This window comes from Sorangiineae bacterium MSr11367, assembly GCA_037157805.1.
Taxonomy (GTDB): domain Bacteria; phylum Myxococcota_A; class Polyangia; order Polyangiales; family Polyangiaceae; genus Pendulispora; species Pendulispora rubella.
On the sequence record CP089983.1, the window covers coordinates 12,850,511 to 12,866,102 of the forward strand.

12 protein-coding genes are annotated in these 15,592 nt (G+C 63.9%); 6 read left to right on the forward strand and 6 right to left on the reverse strand.

Translation table 11 applies throughout. The features are described from left to right. Nucleotides 1–36: 36 nt before the first annotated feature. A complete protein-coding gene (locus LVJ94_50115; protein ID WXB05038.1) occupies nucleotides 37–945 on the forward strand; it encodes a glyoxylate/hydroxypyruvate reductase A in 909 nt (302 codons plus the stop codon). On the opposite strand, the gene LVJ94_50120 is transcribed toward LVJ94_50115, so the two are convergent. The 3 genes from LVJ94_50120 to LVJ94_50130 form a co-directional block, all read right to left on the reverse strand. After that, nucleotides 946–3,669 carry a serine/threonine-protein kinase gene (locus LVJ94_50120; protein WXB05039.1) on the reverse strand — a complete coding sequence of 908 codons (2,724 nt, stop codon included), beginning with the start codon at nucleotides 3,667–3,669 and terminating at the stop codon, nucleotides 946–948. Nucleotides 3,670–3,748: 79 nt separating this feature from the next. After that, nucleotides 3,749–4,960 (reverse strand): family 16 glycosylhydrolase, encoded by a 1,212-nt coding sequence (locus LVJ94_50125; protein ID WXB05040.1) that lies wholly within the window; start codon nucleotides 4,958–4,960, stop codon nucleotides 3,749–3,751. A gap of 185 nt (nucleotides 4,961–5,145) precedes the next feature. Beyond that, entirely contained in the window at nucleotides 5,146–6,822 is a 1,677-nt protein-coding gene (locus tag LVJ94_50130; GenBank protein WXB05041.1) for a VCBS repeat-containing protein, read from the reverse strand. Nucleotides 6,823–6,990: 168 nt separating this feature from the next. On the opposite strand from LVJ94_50130, the gene LVJ94_50135 reads away from it, so the two are divergent. From LVJ94_50135 to LVJ94_50145, 3 genes are all read left to right on the forward strand, one after another. Next, a complete protein-coding gene (locus LVJ94_50135) occupies nucleotides 6,991–8,898 on the forward strand; it encodes a hypothetical protein (protein ID WXB05042.1) in 1,908 nt (635 codons plus the stop codon). Nucleotides 8,899–8,940: 42 nt separating this feature from the next. Next, nucleotides 8,941–10,353 carry a hypothetical protein gene (locus LVJ94_50140; protein WXB05043.1) on the forward strand — a complete coding sequence of 471 codons (1,413 nt, stop codon included), beginning with the start codon at nucleotides 8,941–8,943 and terminating at the stop codon, nucleotides 10,351–10,353. Nucleotides 10,354–10,582: 229 nt separating this feature from the next. Then, on the forward strand, nucleotides 10,583–10,963 hold the full coding sequence (locus tag LVJ94_50145) for a hypothetical protein (GenBank protein ID WXB05044.1): 381 nt from the start codon (nucleotides 10,583–10,585) through the stop codon (nucleotides 10,961–10,963). Here LVJ94_50145 and LVJ94_50150 read toward each other — a convergent pair. The 3 genes from LVJ94_50150 to dkgB are packed head-to-tail and all read right to left on the reverse strand — an operon-like array spanning nucleotide 10,960 to nucleotide 13,675. Next, entirely contained in the window at nucleotides 10,960–11,961 is a 1,002-nt protein-coding gene (locus LVJ94_50150; GenBank protein ID WXB05045.1) for a cyclase family protein, read from the reverse strand. The two genes, LVJ94_50145 and LVJ94_50150, sit on opposite strands and share 4 nt — an antisense overlap. Beyond that, nucleotides 11,958–12,854 (reverse strand): NAD-dependent epimerase/dehydratase family protein, encoded by an 897-nt coding sequence (locus LVJ94_50155; protein WXB05046.1) that lies wholly within the window; start codon nucleotides 12,852–12,854, stop codon nucleotides 11,958–11,960. The genes LVJ94_50150 and LVJ94_50155 overlap by 4 nt, the downstream gene beginning before the upstream one ends. A gap of 14 nt (nucleotides 12,855–12,868) precedes the next feature. Next, nucleotides 12,869–13,675 carry a 2,5-didehydrogluconate reductase DkgB gene (gene dkgB, locus LVJ94_50160; GenBank protein WXB05047.1) on the reverse strand — a complete coding sequence of 269 codons (807 nt, stop codon included), beginning with the start codon at nucleotides 13,673–13,675 and terminating at the stop codon, nucleotides 12,869–12,871. Nucleotides 13,676–13,773: 98 nt separating this feature from the next. Between dkgB and LVJ94_50165 the strand changes: the two genes are divergently transcribed. Together LVJ94_50165 and LVJ94_50170 are read left to right on the forward strand one after the other, a co-directional pair. Further along, on the forward strand, nucleotides 13,774–14,661 hold the full coding sequence (locus LVJ94_50165) for a LysR family transcriptional regulator (protein WXB05048.1): 888 nt from the start codon (nucleotides 13,774–13,776) through the stop codon (nucleotides 14,659–14,661). A 170-nt stretch (nucleotides 14,662–14,831) separates the two neighbouring features. After that, on the forward strand, nucleotides 14,832–15,584 hold the full coding sequence (locus tag LVJ94_50170) for an SDR family oxidoreductase (protein WXB05049.1): 753 nt from the start codon (nucleotides 14,832–14,834) through the stop codon (nucleotides 15,582–15,584). The last annotated feature ends 8 nt before the right edge of the window (nucleotides 15,585–15,592 follow it).

The following is a 15,592-nucleotide window of genomic DNA, read 5'->3' on the forward strand; positions in this document are numbered from 1 at the left end:
ACGGGAGACCAGATTCAGGCATAAATACCGCTCACGATGAGCATTGCCCTTTTCGAACGCGTGAGTTTGGCGACGGTGCAGCGCATTCTCGTGGCCGGCCTTCCCGGCGAGCGGATCGAAGTCGCCGCCGACGCGGCCGATCCCACGGACGTGGACATCGCTGTGGTGGGCGCACCGACACGCGGCGCGCTGGCGCGATTCTCCAACCTCCGTCTCATCGTTTCGCTGTGGGCCGGGGTCGATCATCTGGTGGCCGATCCGACGCGGCCCAAGGATGCGATCATCACGCGGCTCGTCGACGAGAACCTCACCACGACGATGGTCGAAGCTGCGCTGGCGCACGTCCTGGCCGCGCACCGCCAGCACGATGTTTACCGCCGCGCACAAGGTGACCAACATTGGTCGCCGCAGCCCCAGTCGTACGCGCCCGCGCGCACGGTTGCCGTGCTCGGCGTGGGTACCTTGGGCACCGCGGTGGCGCAGGCCATTGCGCGCGTGGGCTTCCGGGTCGTCGCATGGAATCGCTCCCCGCGCGAGGTGGAGGGCATCGTCGTTCGAAGCGGCACCGAAGGCTTGCCCGCCGTGCTCCGCGAGGCGGACATCCTCGTCAATCTGCTCGCGCTGACGCCGGAGACGCACGGCATCCTTCGCAAAGAGACCTTGAGCCTTCTGCCCGAGGGCGCCGTGGTCATCAACCTGGCCCGCGGTGCGCACCTCGTGGAGGCCGATCTGTTCGAGCTGCTCGATCGCGGCCACCTTCGCCATGCCGTGCTCGACGTGCACGCGACCGAGCCTCTCCCGCGCGAGCATCCGGCGTGGCGCCACCCGCGGATTGATGTCTTTCCCCACGTGGCCGCTCAGACCGATCCCGCGAGCGCAGCCCAGCGTGCCGTGGAGACGATCCTCGCCTTCCGCGCCGGTCTTCCGCTGCCGAACGCCTTGTGATTACGGGTTCTTGGCCAGCCAGTCTTCCGCTTCTTTGAGCTGCACCGCGTTTCCGGTCGCATCTTTGCGGTAGACATCCCGCGCGGCGATGGCCAGGGTCCGCGCGCGCCGTCGTTCGCGTCGATCGAGGGCTTCGGCCAAGAGAAGCTGCGTATCGGCACGCCACAAAGGATCGCCACCCTCTCCGTGGAGCCGGAGTGCGCGCTCGAAGGCCGCTATCGCCGCAGGACGGTTACCGGCGTCGAGCTGCGTGTGCCCGATGCCGAGAAGTGACGAGACCAGCTCCGCATGCTCCGGCCCGAAGATCTGCTCGTAAATGCCGAGAGCGCGCGTGTGCATGGCGAGGGATTCGGCGTACTTCTTCTCCTCGCGCAGCGTGTCGGCCAGGTTGTCGAAGTAGGCCGCGACGTCCGGATGAACGGCGCCGTGGGCCTTTTCCAGGATGCTCACCGCGCGCCGCTCGAAGGTCTCCGCCTCCGCGAAATTCTCCTGTTTGGCCGCAAGGACGCCCAGCGCGTTCAGCGCTTTGGCCATGTCCGGGTGGGTGGGACCGAGCAGGCGTTCCGTCATCTCGAGCGAGCGCTGAAAGTGTTCGCGCGCGGCCTGATCCTCGCCGAGCATCATGTGGCTCCACCCCAGATCCCCCACCGCCTTGGCCATCTGCCGGCTTTCGGGGCCGAAGTGCCCCCGGGCGAGCTCCACGGCCGCCTCGAGCTCGGTGCGCGCTTCACCGAACCGCCCTTGTTCGCGGTATGCCGTGGCCAACGTAAAGCGTCGCGCGTATTCCGCATCGCGCGGTGCACCCGCCCGGGCGATGGCCGCCACGGCCTGCGCATTGAGCAGAGGCACGTCGGCGCTGCGCAGTTCCCGCGTGCCCACGACGAACACCAGCTTGATCCACGCTTGCGCGCGGGTCTCGTCGTCGTGCGCGCGATCGGCTGCCCACGCCGCCTCGTAAAGCGCCGTTTCGGCCTCCTTGGGAGGCGCACCCGTGAGCGCGAGAAGCTCGGCGTGCGCGAAAAGCGCCTGCGCCTCGATGGGGGCGTACCCCACGGCGAGCGCCTCCGTCACCACCTCGGTCGCAGGCCCGAGCGCGTCCTTGGGGTGGCCGGCGTCGCGCAGCTCTTTGATCTCCGCGAGCCGCTTTCGCAACGCTTCGACCCGCGGGGCCTTCGCGGGTTCCGGCGGCGAAAGGGCGCTCGGCCCGAGCCGGCTCGGATCGCTGCAGAGTGCAGGCATCGTGAGCGACTGCGCGGCCACCACGGCGTTCTGCATGGTGCTCACGTCCGCGCGCGCATAAATGTCCGTGAGCATACTCGCCTCGTTGAGGCGCTCGTCGAGGCAGGCCATGCGCCGGTCGAGCCGCTCCGCCGATTGCTCGCCACGCACCCACGTGGCCTCGCACGCATCGGTGCGCCCGCGCGTCCAATCGCGCGCATAGGCATCGAGCGCCTGGCTCACCGTGCGAAAGCTCTGCTCCGCGTAATCCGCGCCCGTGGCCACGAAGGCATCGTGCACCGTGCGCTTGCGCGCCTCGTCCCAAACGCCGACCAGCTTTTGCGCCGCATCCTGGCAGCGCGGCTCCGGGGCGGCCCGCGTCGTTTTGACGCCCCAAACGCCCGCGGCCAAGGCCAGCGCGCACCCGAGTGCAATGCCGCGGCCTCGCCATCGTGCATAGGGATTGCGCTCCAGCGCATCGAGCAGCGGCTCCATCGACGCGTAGCGCTCGCGCGCATCGCCGTGCAGCGCGCGGATCAAGGCGCGGCGCAGCCACTGCGGCGCACCGCTGCCCCTTGGGGCCTCGCCGATGCGCCCGGCCATGATGGCCTCGCACAATTCGGGCAACGAGGTGCCCGCGAAGGGCCGCCTCCCATAGAGCCCCTCGTGGAGCGCCACCGCGAAGGCGAATTGATCCGAGCGCGCATCCGCATGCTCGAACCGCAGTTGCTCCGGGGCCATGTAGGCCGGCGTTCCGAACGCGATGCTCCGATCGAACTCCACGATGCCGTCCGCCCCGGAACGGTGCGACTGCGGCGAAGGACCATCGGCCCGCGCCAGCCCGAAGTCGGTCACCCGAGCCCGTCCATCCGCGCCAATGAGCACGTTTTCCGGCTTGAAATCGCGATGGACGAACCCCGCGGCATGCGCCGCCAAAAGCCCGCGCCCCGCTTGCACGAACATGCGGACGATCTCCTGCCACGTTCGCCGCTGCATCTTCAGCCATTCCCGGAGCGTCGGCCCCTCGACCCGCTCCATGGCAATGAAGATGCGCTCTCCGTGAAAACCCGTGTCGAACACCGCCACCACGTTGGGGTGTCCCACCCGCGCCATCGCGCGCGCCTCGCGCAAAAGGCGTTCTCCGTGATCGACGTCGGTGTCGCTGGCGCCTTGGCGCAGCAGCTTGAGCGCCACCGTGCGGTCCAACTCCGGATCGTGTGCGGCGTACACCACGCCCATGCCGCCCTCGCCGAGCCAATCGACGATGACGTAGCGCCCCACGCGCTCTCCGATTCGAATGGGCGCCGCCGCATCGTGTGCGGCGTCGGGCCTCACGTGGGCCGTCGGCTGCGTGATGAGCGACGAGCCGCGGCCCAACGCCCCGATCAGCACGCGGCATTCACTGCAATGGTCGACGTGCTGCTCGAGGCGCCGGCCCTCGTCCACTGAGAGCTTGCCCGACAAAAAAGCTTCGATGTCTTCGGAATTGTTGCATGCAGATGGCATTGGGGCTCGCCGGCCATCGCATGATATCCCGCCTCATGCGATCATCAAGCGAACCCCACCAACGCTGCACGATTACGGATTATCGGTACACGCGGAAATTCGTGACTTTGTACGACATCGACGAGAGGGACGACGGCGGCGCCGGGTGGTATTGCCCCGCGCAGACCGAGATGTTCACGATCGGGTAGGCGGTCCAGTTGGCGGGAACACCCTTGCCGTCCTTGAAGATGGAGGCGCCGTTGATGTACCAGTCCACCGAAGAACGTCCGAAAATGACCTTCAAATCGAAGGGTTTGCCCGGCTTGACGTTGTTCGAGTTCCGGTAGTCCGTGTGCCCGTCGGAAACGTGGTTCGAAAGCTCGAGCAGATCCACGTTGTCCGGGTGGTATTCGAACAGGTCCACCTCTCCGTGACCAGACTGGACGCCCGAGGAAAGGTCTTTGCCCCAGGTCCAAATGGCCGGCCACGCGCCCAATTCCGGCCCGAGGGTGACGGTGGCGTCGAGTTCATCGCCGGGCTTTAGTTCGAATTTCTTGGAGCTGTATTCGGTGGTGACCAGGTCCGCGTCCCACTTGCCGTCGGAACGCTTGGTGGCGCGAAACGTCCCATCGCTGTCGGGGGCATTGCTCGCCGAGATGTAATCGAGCTTGTTGTCGCCGGGGTTCGTCGAACCCGGGTACGAGGAGCTGCGGCCCACGGTCCAGTTCGAAGTGTCATTGAACGGCGCATCGAACACGAGGCTCTTGCCCGGAGGCGGCGGCGGCGGTGGCGTGGTCGTACCGGAGTCGACCGTCGGGGTGCCCCCATCCTTGCCAGGGCCTGAGTCGGTGCCTGCGCCCGCGTCCTTCTCCGACCCGGTGTCGCCGACGGCGAAGGTGATGGGCGCCGAAGCGCTCTTCCAATGCGAGCCATCGAGCGTGTAGGCAACCCACGCGCTGTAATCGCCATTGGCCAGCTCGCCGCTGGTGCCCTCGAAGGTGCGGGTGCCATCGACCGTCACGTCGTTTTGGCGCGAAAAGTCGAAATTGCGCTCCTCGGCATCGCGCACCGCGAGCACGATTTGATTGAAACGAAGCGATTGGGACGTCTTGACGGTGAAGCGAGCCGCCGCCGAGCCACTGCTGGGGGTGATGGTGACATTCGTGACCTCAACGCCGTCGGCGGTGACCTGAGCCTTCGTGTCGCCCTCACCGTCGTCGCCCGCACTGCACGCGGCGACCGCACCGAGGACCAGGAGCATCAGCACTCCGCTACGCCGCGCAAAGGGCGCCTTCTGCCATCGTTTCACCATGAGAGTCTCCTTCTCTGCTGTCTTGTCTTGTCGTTGCCCCCGCCGCCCTCGAGATAGAGCAAGGCGCGGGCCGTCCGCGCGACTGGCGAAAACAGCGGAAACTGGAGCCTGGCGGCGCGAAGGCACGCGGCCGTCGTACAAGTTGTTCGATTCAGATTGTCCGATTCGGACAACTTGTAGTGCGCTCAGAACGAGTCGCAGCCGCCCGTTGCTCGGATGCGCACGCGCTGTCCGCCGGCGAGATCGTGCACGTCGACGACGGTGCGCTCGGGCCAGAATTGAACGCGTACATCGTATTTGGTGCCAGGCAGCGCGGCAAAATGCTGTGCGAGTGGAGCGCGGTGGCTGTACGCGAGCAGCACCTCGCGGTAGCCGACGCGGTGGGCAGGGTCGCCGAGATGTCCTGCTTCGTAAATATGGATTTTGCTGTTGGCGGCGGTCTTGAGCGAACTCCCCTCCAACGTGACGTCGAGCCACGAGGTGCCTTGCACCTCGTTCTTCAAAAGCGAGAGCTTGGGCGCCGCGGTGCCGACCATGGTGACGATGTCGAGCGCCCCGTCGCGATCGAAGTCGGTGACCATAAAGCGCGGTACATCGTGCCGGTACGCATCGAGCCCGGCGGCGGCGCCGACGTTCTGGAAGGAGCCTCCGCCCATGTTCTGAAAAAGGCGAATGCCGCCGGGTTCGGGCTCGATCCAGAGAATGTCCAAGCGCCCATCGTTGTCGAAATCGGCAAAGACGGATTGCGCGTAGAGAACGCGGTACTCGTTGACCGTCTTGTCTCCGGTGGGGAGGCCGGCGGCGCCGGTGACGTCGACGAAGGTGCCATTGCCCTGATTCTCGAACAGCCGCACGCGGAAGGTCTTGCGCGGCTGCGTGACGCCACCGGGGGCCGAGCCTGCGCAAAAGAGATCGAGATCTCCATCGAGGTCATAATCCCCGAGTGCAATGGCTGGGCCGGGGCAGCCCTCGAGTCCATTGGACACCCCGGGGTGAAAGCCGGCCCCGGCTCCGGCGATGCCCTTGTTGAAGAGGACCTTCGTGGTGTGCTCCACCTCCGGCTTGAAAATGCCTGCCCCGACGGCCGCATTCGTCGGCTGAATCAGAACATCGGGAAAGTGATCGCCATCCAGATCGGCGAAGTAAAGCGACGCTTGCGCATATTGCGTCGGAATGGCCGGCGACGTGACCTTGGAAAACCCACCGCCGGAACGGCCGAGGTACAGCCGATTCCCAAAGAAACCGCTGACCATGTAATCGGGAATGCCATCCGCGTTCCAATCGGCCCAGGCCATGCCGTTGGCTTGGCTCTCGTAGGACTGCGATGCCGATAGGTTGGTGAAGGTGCGACCCCCGTCGTTGCGGTAGACTTTGATGGACGCCGAATCCCAGTTGGTGGACAAATCGAGGCGGCCGTCGTTGTTGAAGTCGACCGCCATGAACGACCACACTTGCGCATCGGAGGCGGGGAGCGGCTGGTTGACGAAGCCGCCCGTGCGGTCGTTCATGGCCAGCCGATGCCGCGTCTTGTGGTCCGATATGAAGATATCGGGCCAGCCGTCGGCGTCGTAATCGTCGGAGTGAATGTCGAAAAAGTCCGAAACGTCTTTGCGCACGGCGGCAAGGCCGGACGACGTGGCCACGTCGGTGAACGTCACGGCCCGGGGGGGACCGATGGGCAATCCATTCACGTGCGATGCGGGCTGCCCACCCTCCTGCGCCGGCCTAGGTGACGACGACGACGAAAGAGACGGCGAGGGCGATGAAGAAGACGGCGAGGGGGGCGCGCCGCACGCGGCGTGAAGGATGCTGCCGCCGACGAGGAAAAACACCGCGTTGCGTGAAACGGCCATGTCGCGCATGCCGCGAAAGCGTAATGAGTCCCGTGCGCATCGCCAAACGACACACCGGGTTGGTGTGGGCTCACTAATTTGATGACAAGTGACATTGTTGCCTGCACAATGGTTCTCTTTGCCAAAGGGGAGCCCATGTTGTGGACGCAACGCGCGAAGCTCCGATGTACCTCGTGTATGCTTGTGGCGCCTATCGCATTTGCCGCATTTGCCGCGTGCAGCGCCGATCGCCCGGGCGACGAAGCGCGGCTCGAATCGCGTGCAACGGCCTTTCCCGCGGGCCGCGGCGCGACGGTGCCGTGGATCGAGCATCAGGCCGAAGATGGCATGACGAATGCCACGATCCTTGGCCCCAGCCGCATCAAGTGGGATTCGAATCACATCGAGGCCGAGGCGGTGGGGCGCAAGGCCGTGCGCCTTGGAAAGACAGGTGATTACGTGTCTTTCCGAACCACGGCCAAGGCAAATTCGATTGTCGTGCGGTTTTCCATCCCCGACGCGTCCAACGGTGGCGGTATCGATGCGACGCTCGGCCTCTATGTGAATGGGACACGGGTGAAGTCCCTGTCACTCACCTCGCGCTACGCGTGGTCGTACAAGGGGTCGGCCATGGGGGCAGGCACCGACACACCCGCAGAGCAACCGCACACCTTTTTCGACGAGACGCGCACGTTGCTTGCCGAAATTCCGTCGGGTGCGGAGGTAAAGCTGCAGCGCGACGCGCAGGATACCGCGGCATTTTACGTGATCGATCTGGTCGATTTCGAAATGGCACCCGCGCCGTTGCCCATGCCCGCGGGATTCCGCTCGGTGACGGAATTTGGCATTCAGCCGAACGACGGTAAGGAACACGCCAACGATATTTTGAATGCGCTGCGCCAGACCACGAAGTTGTGGTTCCCTGCAGGCGAATACCTTGCCAACCGCATCGACGGCGGCAACATGGGACTGGACAACCCCGGGGTGGAGGTACGCGGCGCGGGCATGTGGCACACCGTCTTGCGCGGGCGAAAGGCGATGTTCTTCTGCATCGGCGCGAACACGAAGTGTACCTACGGAGACTTCTCGATTTTCGGTGAAACCAAATCGCGCAGCGAGGACACCGCGGGACCGCAGAAAGCATTCGCCGGGCCGATGGGAAGTGGCTCCCTGCTGGAGAATCTCTGGATCGAGCACGAGGTGGCGGCCATCTGGGTGGGCAGCGATCCTCCGTACCAGGATGCGCCCACCCAGAATTTGACCATCCGCAACCTGCGCATTCGCAACACGTACGCCGATGGCATCAACCTGGCCAATGGCACCTCCAACTCGCTGGTCGAGCATTGCCACTTTCGAAATACCGGCGACGACGCCGCGGCCATCTGGTCCATCCAATGGACGAAATGGGTCAAGGAGATGACCTACCGTTACGGGGACGGATACATCCCGGCCAATGCGAAGAATGCTCCCGACCAAGGTGTCGGCCATGGGAATACGTTTCGTCATCTGTCCGTGCAGATGCCCTGGCGTGCCAATTGTTTTGCCAACTACGGTGGCCAAGGCAACCAGTTCGAGGACAGCACCTGCGAGGACGTGCTCACCTACCCAGGGATTCTCATGGCCAACGAGTTCTCCGCGTACCCCTTCGGATCGACGGTGACGACATTCAAAAACATCTCCCTGGCCCGGGCCGGGGGCGAAATGTTCACGGACAAGTACGGCCAACCCCTCCGCCATGGTGCCATCAAGCTGTACGTGCGGGAGGGTGATATCAACGACGTTTCCCTCGAGAACATCGATGTCGACGCCCCCGCCAACTCGGGTATCCAGCTTCAGGGCTTCGGCACGGCCTGCGTCTCCGACGGCGATCGCTGTTCCCCCGAGCTTCTGAGCGCGGCCGACCAGGCGAAGTTCGGCAACGTGACCTTGAAGAACGTCAAGGTCACCAACGCCCCGACTTACGGCATTCAAATCGTGGACAGCGCGCACCGCGGCGCCGTCACCTTCGACACCGTCTCCGTTTCGGGCTGCGGCCAGGGCGGTCTGGACCGCGGCGGCGCCCCCGATTCATTCTTTCGCAAGGTCGGAATGAACTCCGGCTGGTGAAGTTCGCGCCGTCGCGAACTTTGTGCGAGGGTGCGCCGCCCCATGACAGCCACTCGCCGCGTTCTGACGTGCGTTACCTTCTTGCTTTGCGGTTGCAACCACACCAGCGATTCCACGAATGACCCCCCAGGCGGTCGCGACGATACGCCGTTTGCCGAAGGCGATTGGCACACGGGTGTGCCCCTCCGGCGCGTGGGCGACGCGTATCGGGACGAGATCGCTCGGGTCGTGGTCACGCCGTCGGGGAACGTCGCAGCGATCCGTCGCGCGCAACAAAGCAGGCGCGATTTCTACGTTTCGAGCGCGCTCGAGACGTTCGACCCGCAAGGGCACCGGCTGGCGTCGGCGGGCTCGCCGCCGATGACGTTTTTGGCCGACGTGGTCGTGCATCCAAGCGGTGAATTCACGGTGGTCGAGGTTCGTCGCGACGGGCCCGTGCTGCAATCGGTGTGGCTGCGCCGTCTCGGCGCCGATCTTCATCTGATTCGCGAAACGGCGCTGCGCGACGAACCGCCGATGCACGAGCGTCTCGTGTACGAATTCGAGCTGCAGCCCGACGGAACCTCGGTGCTTGGCAAGGTCCAGCCGTTGCCGGTGCCGGGCGACGGGATCGTGCATGTCGACTTCGTGCCCGGCCCGCTGCGGCACCTCGTGTTGGCCGCACGCGGGGAGGAGGCCATTCTGAGCACCCTTGGCTTTGGTACCAAGGTGTATGCCTTGACGCCGGATCTCCATGTGATCTGGTCACGCCAGGTCCTGCCCATCGTTCGATCGTGGACCGTGAGCCTTGGCCAGGAGTCCCTTACGGTCGACGGTGCAGGAGGGATTGGCATCGCGTTCCCCGTCGATGGGGAGGTGTTCCAAGCCTACGAGCAGCATTTCGGGCGCGACGATCGGGCCTGGTCCGGTCCGTCGTATCAAACGATGGTCACACGCCTCTCGGCCGACGGACGGAGTGCGACGATGCAGTTGTTCCACCATGGCGAGACACGCGCCGCGCCCATGGTTTCCGGGATCGCGATGCGCGACGATCGCGTGGCCCTTTGCGGCTCGGTGCGCGTGGACCGATTCCAAGCGACGAACCAGAGCATGGAGTGGGATCTGAGCTGGGTGCGCGGCACCCTTTCGAGCGGCACCGCCGAGTCGGGCGCCATCGATGTGAAGCGCAATGACTACACCCTGGACTGCAAGTTCGACGCGAACGACGGCGTCCTCTTCTCGGGTGTGAACGACTTCGTGCAGCAGGACACGGGGATGTGGGTGGAGCTTGGCCAAGGATTCCTCTACGGCATCGACGCCATGGGACGCGAGACCGCGCGTCTCAGCCTGCGCGGTCCGCGCCACACCGAGATTCGATCCTTCGATCACGAGTTCTTCGGCGGGACCTTCGACGGCCCATTGCCCGCGTCCGGGGTGGAGTACGCTGAGAAAGCGATGCTCGGTACCTGGCGTTGAGTCACCCACCGGGGAACTCGACCGTGGGAAGCGGCACCTTCGTTGAGTCCCGATTCCCGAATTTGGGATGGCCGTCCCACGGGCGAGCGGCCACGGTACCGATTGCGCGGAGAAATCCGCGGTTTTTCCCGGGCGCGGGCGGTGGCACGGCGGTTGCGATAGCCCCTTCCGAACGCGCCGTCAGAGGCCGCTGAAATTTGTCCAACCCCTCCTGCGAAAGAACACCATCATGAACAACACCATCGCCCGTTTGCTCTCGACCGTCCTCGTCCCCGTCTCGCTCGTGGCGGGAGCCGTCGGTTGCCACCACGAGGCCAAGAGCCGCGACGCCGTCGTCGCCATGGCGCCCGCCGTCGACCGCGACGCGCCGATCGTTCCCAAGAACCACCGCGAGATCGCCTTCTACTCCGCCCGCGTCCAGGGCGAAGCGCAGACGAAGGTCTTCGTTCGTGGCCCCAGCGGCGAAGCCCCGCGCGTCGTTTACGTGGACATCGCCCCCGGCGAATTGATCAGCGTCAGCGACGACGGCAGCCAGGGCCTCTACCGTCGATTCCTCGCGCCTGGCCTGACCGAGGAAGTCGAAATCGACTTCCGCCCCAACGCCAGCTAGTGAATCGCCACCGGATTGATGATCGATTGGGTCGTCCCCGTGTAGCGCGGATGCCCGAGCACGAAGAGAAACTCGTACACTTTGTCGTGCGCCAAGTCTTTGGTCACCAGATTCTCCAAGACGTAAATCCCATTCTTGGTAATCAACGTTTGATTCCCCTCGAACGTGCCTGCGCCCTTCTCGAAGGGGACCGCCTCCAGCGCCCAGTTGTCCGCGCCCACGGCCACCACCCGCTTTTCTGCAAGGTATTGCGCAGCGGCACGGTTGATACCCGGTTCGCCAGCTAGAAACCGCGCATTGTCCTTTCCTGCGAGGTCGAGCCAACCCGTGTGGAAGATGACCACGTCGCCCGGCTGAATGGTCACGTTCTCTTTCTTGAGCACCGTCTCGATGTCCGACGGTGAAAACGCCGTGCCTTCCTTGACCACGTCCGTACCGTAGTAAGCGGCCATATCGAGAAGTACCCCCCGCGTCACGATGGGTGGCGTCTTCTCGAGCCCGAGCTTCTTCACCCCTTCGATGTCCACGAAGTCGCGTGCGCGGTTGGCATTGTAATACGTGCTATCGATTCCAATGTGCCCCAGGCCGTTCAACTGCGTGCCGACGCCGAGCCACCCCTCGAAGTGCTCGTCGTTGTAGGTGAACTTGTTGGGCCCTTCGGTTTTCCCGCCTTCCTGGCCCGGGTTGGTGGTGATGAGGCGGAAGTTGCGATGCCGAAACGCCGGCGTCGACTTGTTGACCTCCATGCCGAGTTGGTACGTCTTTCCGGTTTTGACCAGCTTGGTCGCGGCCACGACGAGGGCCGGCTTGAGCTCGTTGGCCGCGCCGATCTCGTCGTCCGCGCCCCACTTGGAAACCGGAACGGCGGACTTCGGATCGGCCGCGCTCAGCGCCGCGGTGCCCGATGGCGATTTCGGCGCGGCCGACGCTTGCACGCAGGCCACCACCGAAAGCGCCGACAAGGCCATGCCCAACAAGGGACGAGTCACGGTGTTCATTTGGTGAGATCCTTCGAAATCCAATCGATGACCGAAGTGTGTTTCGGCTGCCAGCCGAGCTCCGTGCGTGCCCTCTTGCCGCGCACGCGGCTGTTGGAGCCGAGCGCGTACGAGGCGTGTTCGTAGCCCCATTCGCGAATGGCATCCTCGACGGGGAAAGGCTGCGCCGGTCCGAGCCCCAAGGCTCTCCCGATGGCATCGGTCATGTCCTTGAACGAAGCCTCGCCGCTCTCGACGAACATGAACGCCCCGCGCGGCTTCTTCTCCAGAACGCGCTTGTAGACATCGACCACGTCCTCGATGTGCACGTTGGACCAAATGTTGGTGCCCGGTCCGATGTGATGCACGACGCCGGCCTTCTTGGCATGTTCCACCAGTCGCGGAAGCTGCACGCTGTCGCGCCCGATGCCCAGACCGTGCCCGTAAATCAGCGTGTTGCAAAGTACCGCGGAGGCGATGCCTTTGTCCTTGCCCGCGAGAACCAGTCGGTCGATGGCCACGCGCGGGGCTTTGTGCGCCGTCGGCTCGGGCAGGTTGTCCTCGTCGTAGATCTTGTCGGAGAAAACACCGCCCGATGCATCGCCCACGATGGACGAGCCGCTGGTGTGGACGAGCACCTTGCCCGAGCCCTCGAGACCTTCGATGAGTGCCTCGACCGCGCCCCGGTGATCGCTATCCGCCGCATTGATGACCGCATCGGCCCAGCGCGCCTGTTCGATGAGGAATGCGCGATCGTCGAGGCTGCCCACGACGCCCTGGATTCCCACGGTGGAAAGCGCTTTCACCTTGTCTGCGTTGCGCACGAGCCCGCGAACCGTGTGGCCGTCGCGGGCCAAGCTTGCAGCGACCGAGCCGCCGATGAATCCGGATGCTCCAGTTACGAAGATGTTCATGATGTGAAATCCTTTCAGTCCCAAGCGGGAGCAAAATCAGGGCTCACCAGCCGCTCGCCCCGGTCGATCGTGGCGATGCGGGCCATATCACCGGCATCGAGCACCAGCTTCTGCGCATCGAGGTTCGCCTTCAAGTGAGCTTTCTTCGTCGATGACGGAATGACGGCCATTCCGAGCTGCCTCAACCAGGCAATCGACACATGGGCCGGTGTGACACCGTGTTTTGCCGCAATCGACTGCAGCACGGGATCGCTCATCACCTTCCCATACGCGAGCGGCAGGTAGGCCGTTACATGAATGCCCTTTTGCGCACTGAACGCGCGCAGTTTGCCGTTTTGCAGGAACGGGTGCACCTCGATTTGATTCGTGGCCACCAGGCTCCGGTCGAGGATCTTCAACGTGTCTTCGACGAGCTGAATGGGAAAGTTCGAAATCCCGATCAACTTCGTCAAGCCTGCCTCTTTGGCCTGCACGAGCGCGTCGAGCGTTTCGGCCAGCGGCACCTTTCCATCGGACGACGGCCAATGAATCAGCGTGAGATCGACGTGGTCTGTGCGAAGGCGATCGAGGCTCGCCTTCAAGCTGGGCACCAGCTTCTCCTTGCCGAGGTTCTCGAGCCAAATCTTCGTCGTGACGAAAAGCTCGCTGCGCGAAACGCCGCTCTCGGCGATGGCTTGGCCCACGTCGGCTTCGTTTTCGTAAATCTGTGCGGTATCGATGTGGCGATAACCGACTTCGAGTCCGTCGCGCACGGATTGCCGGACGACTTCTCCCTGCAATCGAAACGTGCCGAGACCCATGCTTGGAATCGTGTTGGTCATGCCGGAGTAGTAAGGGTCTTCACTCTTGCACGCACTCGCTGAATCTGTAAAAGATACTTGACTGCCAGTCACAGATGCGGCCACTGATGAGGCCACGCATGCGGACCACCACCGAAGAATTGGCGGCATTCGTTGCCGTCGTGGAGACCGGCTCTCTTTCGGCCGCGGCGAAACGGCTCGGGCAAACCGCCTCGGGTATGAGCCGCGCGCTCAGCCGGCTCGAGGAGAAGCTCGAGACCACGCTGCTCCGGCGCACGACCCGCAAGCTCGGGCTCACCGAGGAGGGGGAGATCTTTCTCGAGCGGGCGCGCGCCATCCTCGAGGCGATGGAGGCGGCCGAGGAAGCGCTTGCCTCACGCAAAAACAAGCCTGCCGGCAGGTTGCGCATCGACGCGGCCGTCCCCTTCATCCTGCACGGCATCGCACCCCACCTCGCCGAGTTTGCCGAGCTGTACCCGGACATCCATCTGGAGGTCGCCAGCAACGATCACATCGTCGATCTTTTGGAGGAGCGCACCGACGTGGCCTTTCGCATCGCCTCGCTGTCCGACTCCACACTGCACGCGAAGACCATTGGATCGTGCAATCTCAACATCGTGGCGAGCCCGTCGTACCTCAAGGCGAAGGGCACACCCAAGACTACCCAAGACTTGAAGAAACACCGCCTGATTGGATTTACCAGCCCCAAGTCCTTGAACGATTGGCCGCTCCTTCACGAAGGTAGCGAGCGCATGACCATCGAACCGCACCTCAGAGCGGCGAGTGGTGAAACCATTCGGGCCTTGGCTGTGAATGGATATGGCATTACATGCTTATCCAATTTCATGACGTGGCGGGATATCAAAGAAGGAACCCTGGTTCCGCTGCTTCGATCGTCGATGGCCAAATACAGACAACCCATTCACGCCGTGTACTATCGGAACTCCCCGTTCATCGCGCGGATCCGCTGTTTTCTCGACTTTATTACGCCACGCGTCGTACTTTAGGGCCGGCTGCGTCATTTTCCGTTCGAACCGCACTTGCGCAAATTCCAACGGGTCAGGTTATGTGGGCGCCACGAAATAGCGTGACAATGGGATGACAGCGGTCATGCTTTTATGCAAGATACTGACTGTTCTGTGCAAAATATGTATTTTTGAGAATGGCGGCGGAGCACATGGACAAGCTAAAGGGAAAGATCGCGGTCGTCACAGGGGGCAACAGTGGCGTGGGCTTGGCCACCGCCCAACGGTTCGCCGCGGACGGAGCGCACGTCTTCGTGCTCGTTCGCCGTCAGAGCGAACTTGACAACGTTGTCAGAAAGGTCGGCCACAACGTGCCAGGCAGCGTGACGGGCATCGAGGGGGACGTGGCCAACGTGGCGGACCTCGATCGGCTCTACGAAGCCGTTCGGGAGAGGGGCCGCATCGATATTCTCTTTGCCAACGCCGCGCTTGGAGAATTCGCGCCAGTGTCTGGCGTGTCCGAGGCGCACTTCGACAAGGCCATGGGCCTCAACGTCAAAGGCCTGGTCTTTACCGTCGAGAAAGCGCTTCCCCTGTTTCGCGATGGGGGCTCCATCATCCTCAACGCGTCGCCCGGCGCCGGCGATGGCGTACCCGCCCTCAGCATGTACGGCGCCGTCAAGTCGGCGTTGCGCTCGTTTGCCCGCTGTTGGACCGCGGATCTGAGCCACCGGCAGATACGCGTGAACGTCGTGAGCCCGCGCCCCACGGAGGCCTACGGCCTTCAAGGCATCGGCCAAATGGACGTGCTGGCCGAGCAGGCGAGCCTCATGGCCGGACTGCCTCCGGGCAAGGCCGGCATTTCGATGGGCATCGCCAACGTGGCCGCCGTATTGGCCTCGGACGAGAGCAGCTTCATCACGGGCCTCGAGGTGTTCGTCGACGGCGGGCCATCGCTCAATTAGCACCCCGT

What these genes read in the sequence shown, in the direction of transcription:
- LVJ94_50115 (WXB05038.1), top strand. Translation starts at nt 37, where the DNA reads ATGAGCATTGCCCTTTTCGAACGCGTGAGTTTGGCGACGGTGCAGCGC.
- LVJ94_50120 (WXB05039.1), bottom strand. Translation starts at nt 3,669, where the DNA reads ATGCCATCTGCATGCAACAATTCCGAAGACATCGAAGCTTTTTTGTCG.
- LVJ94_50125 (WXB05040.1), bottom strand. Translation starts at nt 4,960, where the DNA reads ATGGTGAAACGATGGCAGAAGGCGCCCTTTGCGCGGCGTAGCGGAGTG.
- LVJ94_50130 (WXB05041.1), bottom strand. Translation starts at nt 6,822, where the DNA reads ATGCGCGACATGGCCGTTTCACGCAACGCGGTGTTTTTCCTCGTCGGC.
- LVJ94_50135 (WXB05042.1), top strand. Translation starts at nt 6,991, where the DNA reads ATGCTTGTGGCGCCTATCGCATTTGCCGCATTTGCCGCGTGCAGCGCC.
- LVJ94_50140 (WXB05043.1), top strand. Translation starts at nt 8,941, where the DNA reads ATGACAGCCACTCGCCGCGTTCTGACGTGCGTTACCTTCTTGCTTTGC.
- LVJ94_50145 (WXB05044.1), top strand. Translation starts at nt 10,583, where the DNA reads ATGAACAACACCATCGCCCGTTTGCTCTCGACCGTCCTCGTCCCCGTC.
- LVJ94_50150 (WXB05045.1), bottom strand. Translation starts at nt 11,961, where the DNA reads ATGAACACCGTGACTCGTCCCTTGTTGGGCATGGCCTTGTCGGCGCTT.
- LVJ94_50155 (WXB05046.1), bottom strand. Translation starts at nt 12,854, where the DNA reads ATGAACATCTTCGTAACTGGAGCATCCGGATTCATCGGCGGCTCGGTC.
- dkgB (WXB05047.1), bottom strand. Translation starts at nt 13,675, where the DNA reads ATGACCAACACGATTCCAAGCATGGGTCTCGGCACGTTTCGATTGCAG.
- LVJ94_50165 (WXB05048.1), top strand. Translation starts at nt 13,774, where the DNA reads ATGCGGACCACCACCGAAGAATTGGCGGCATTCGTTGCCGTCGTGGAG.
- LVJ94_50170 (WXB05049.1), top strand. Translation starts at nt 14,832, where the DNA reads ATGGACAAGCTAAAGGGAAAGATCGCGGTCGTCACAGGGGGCAACAGT.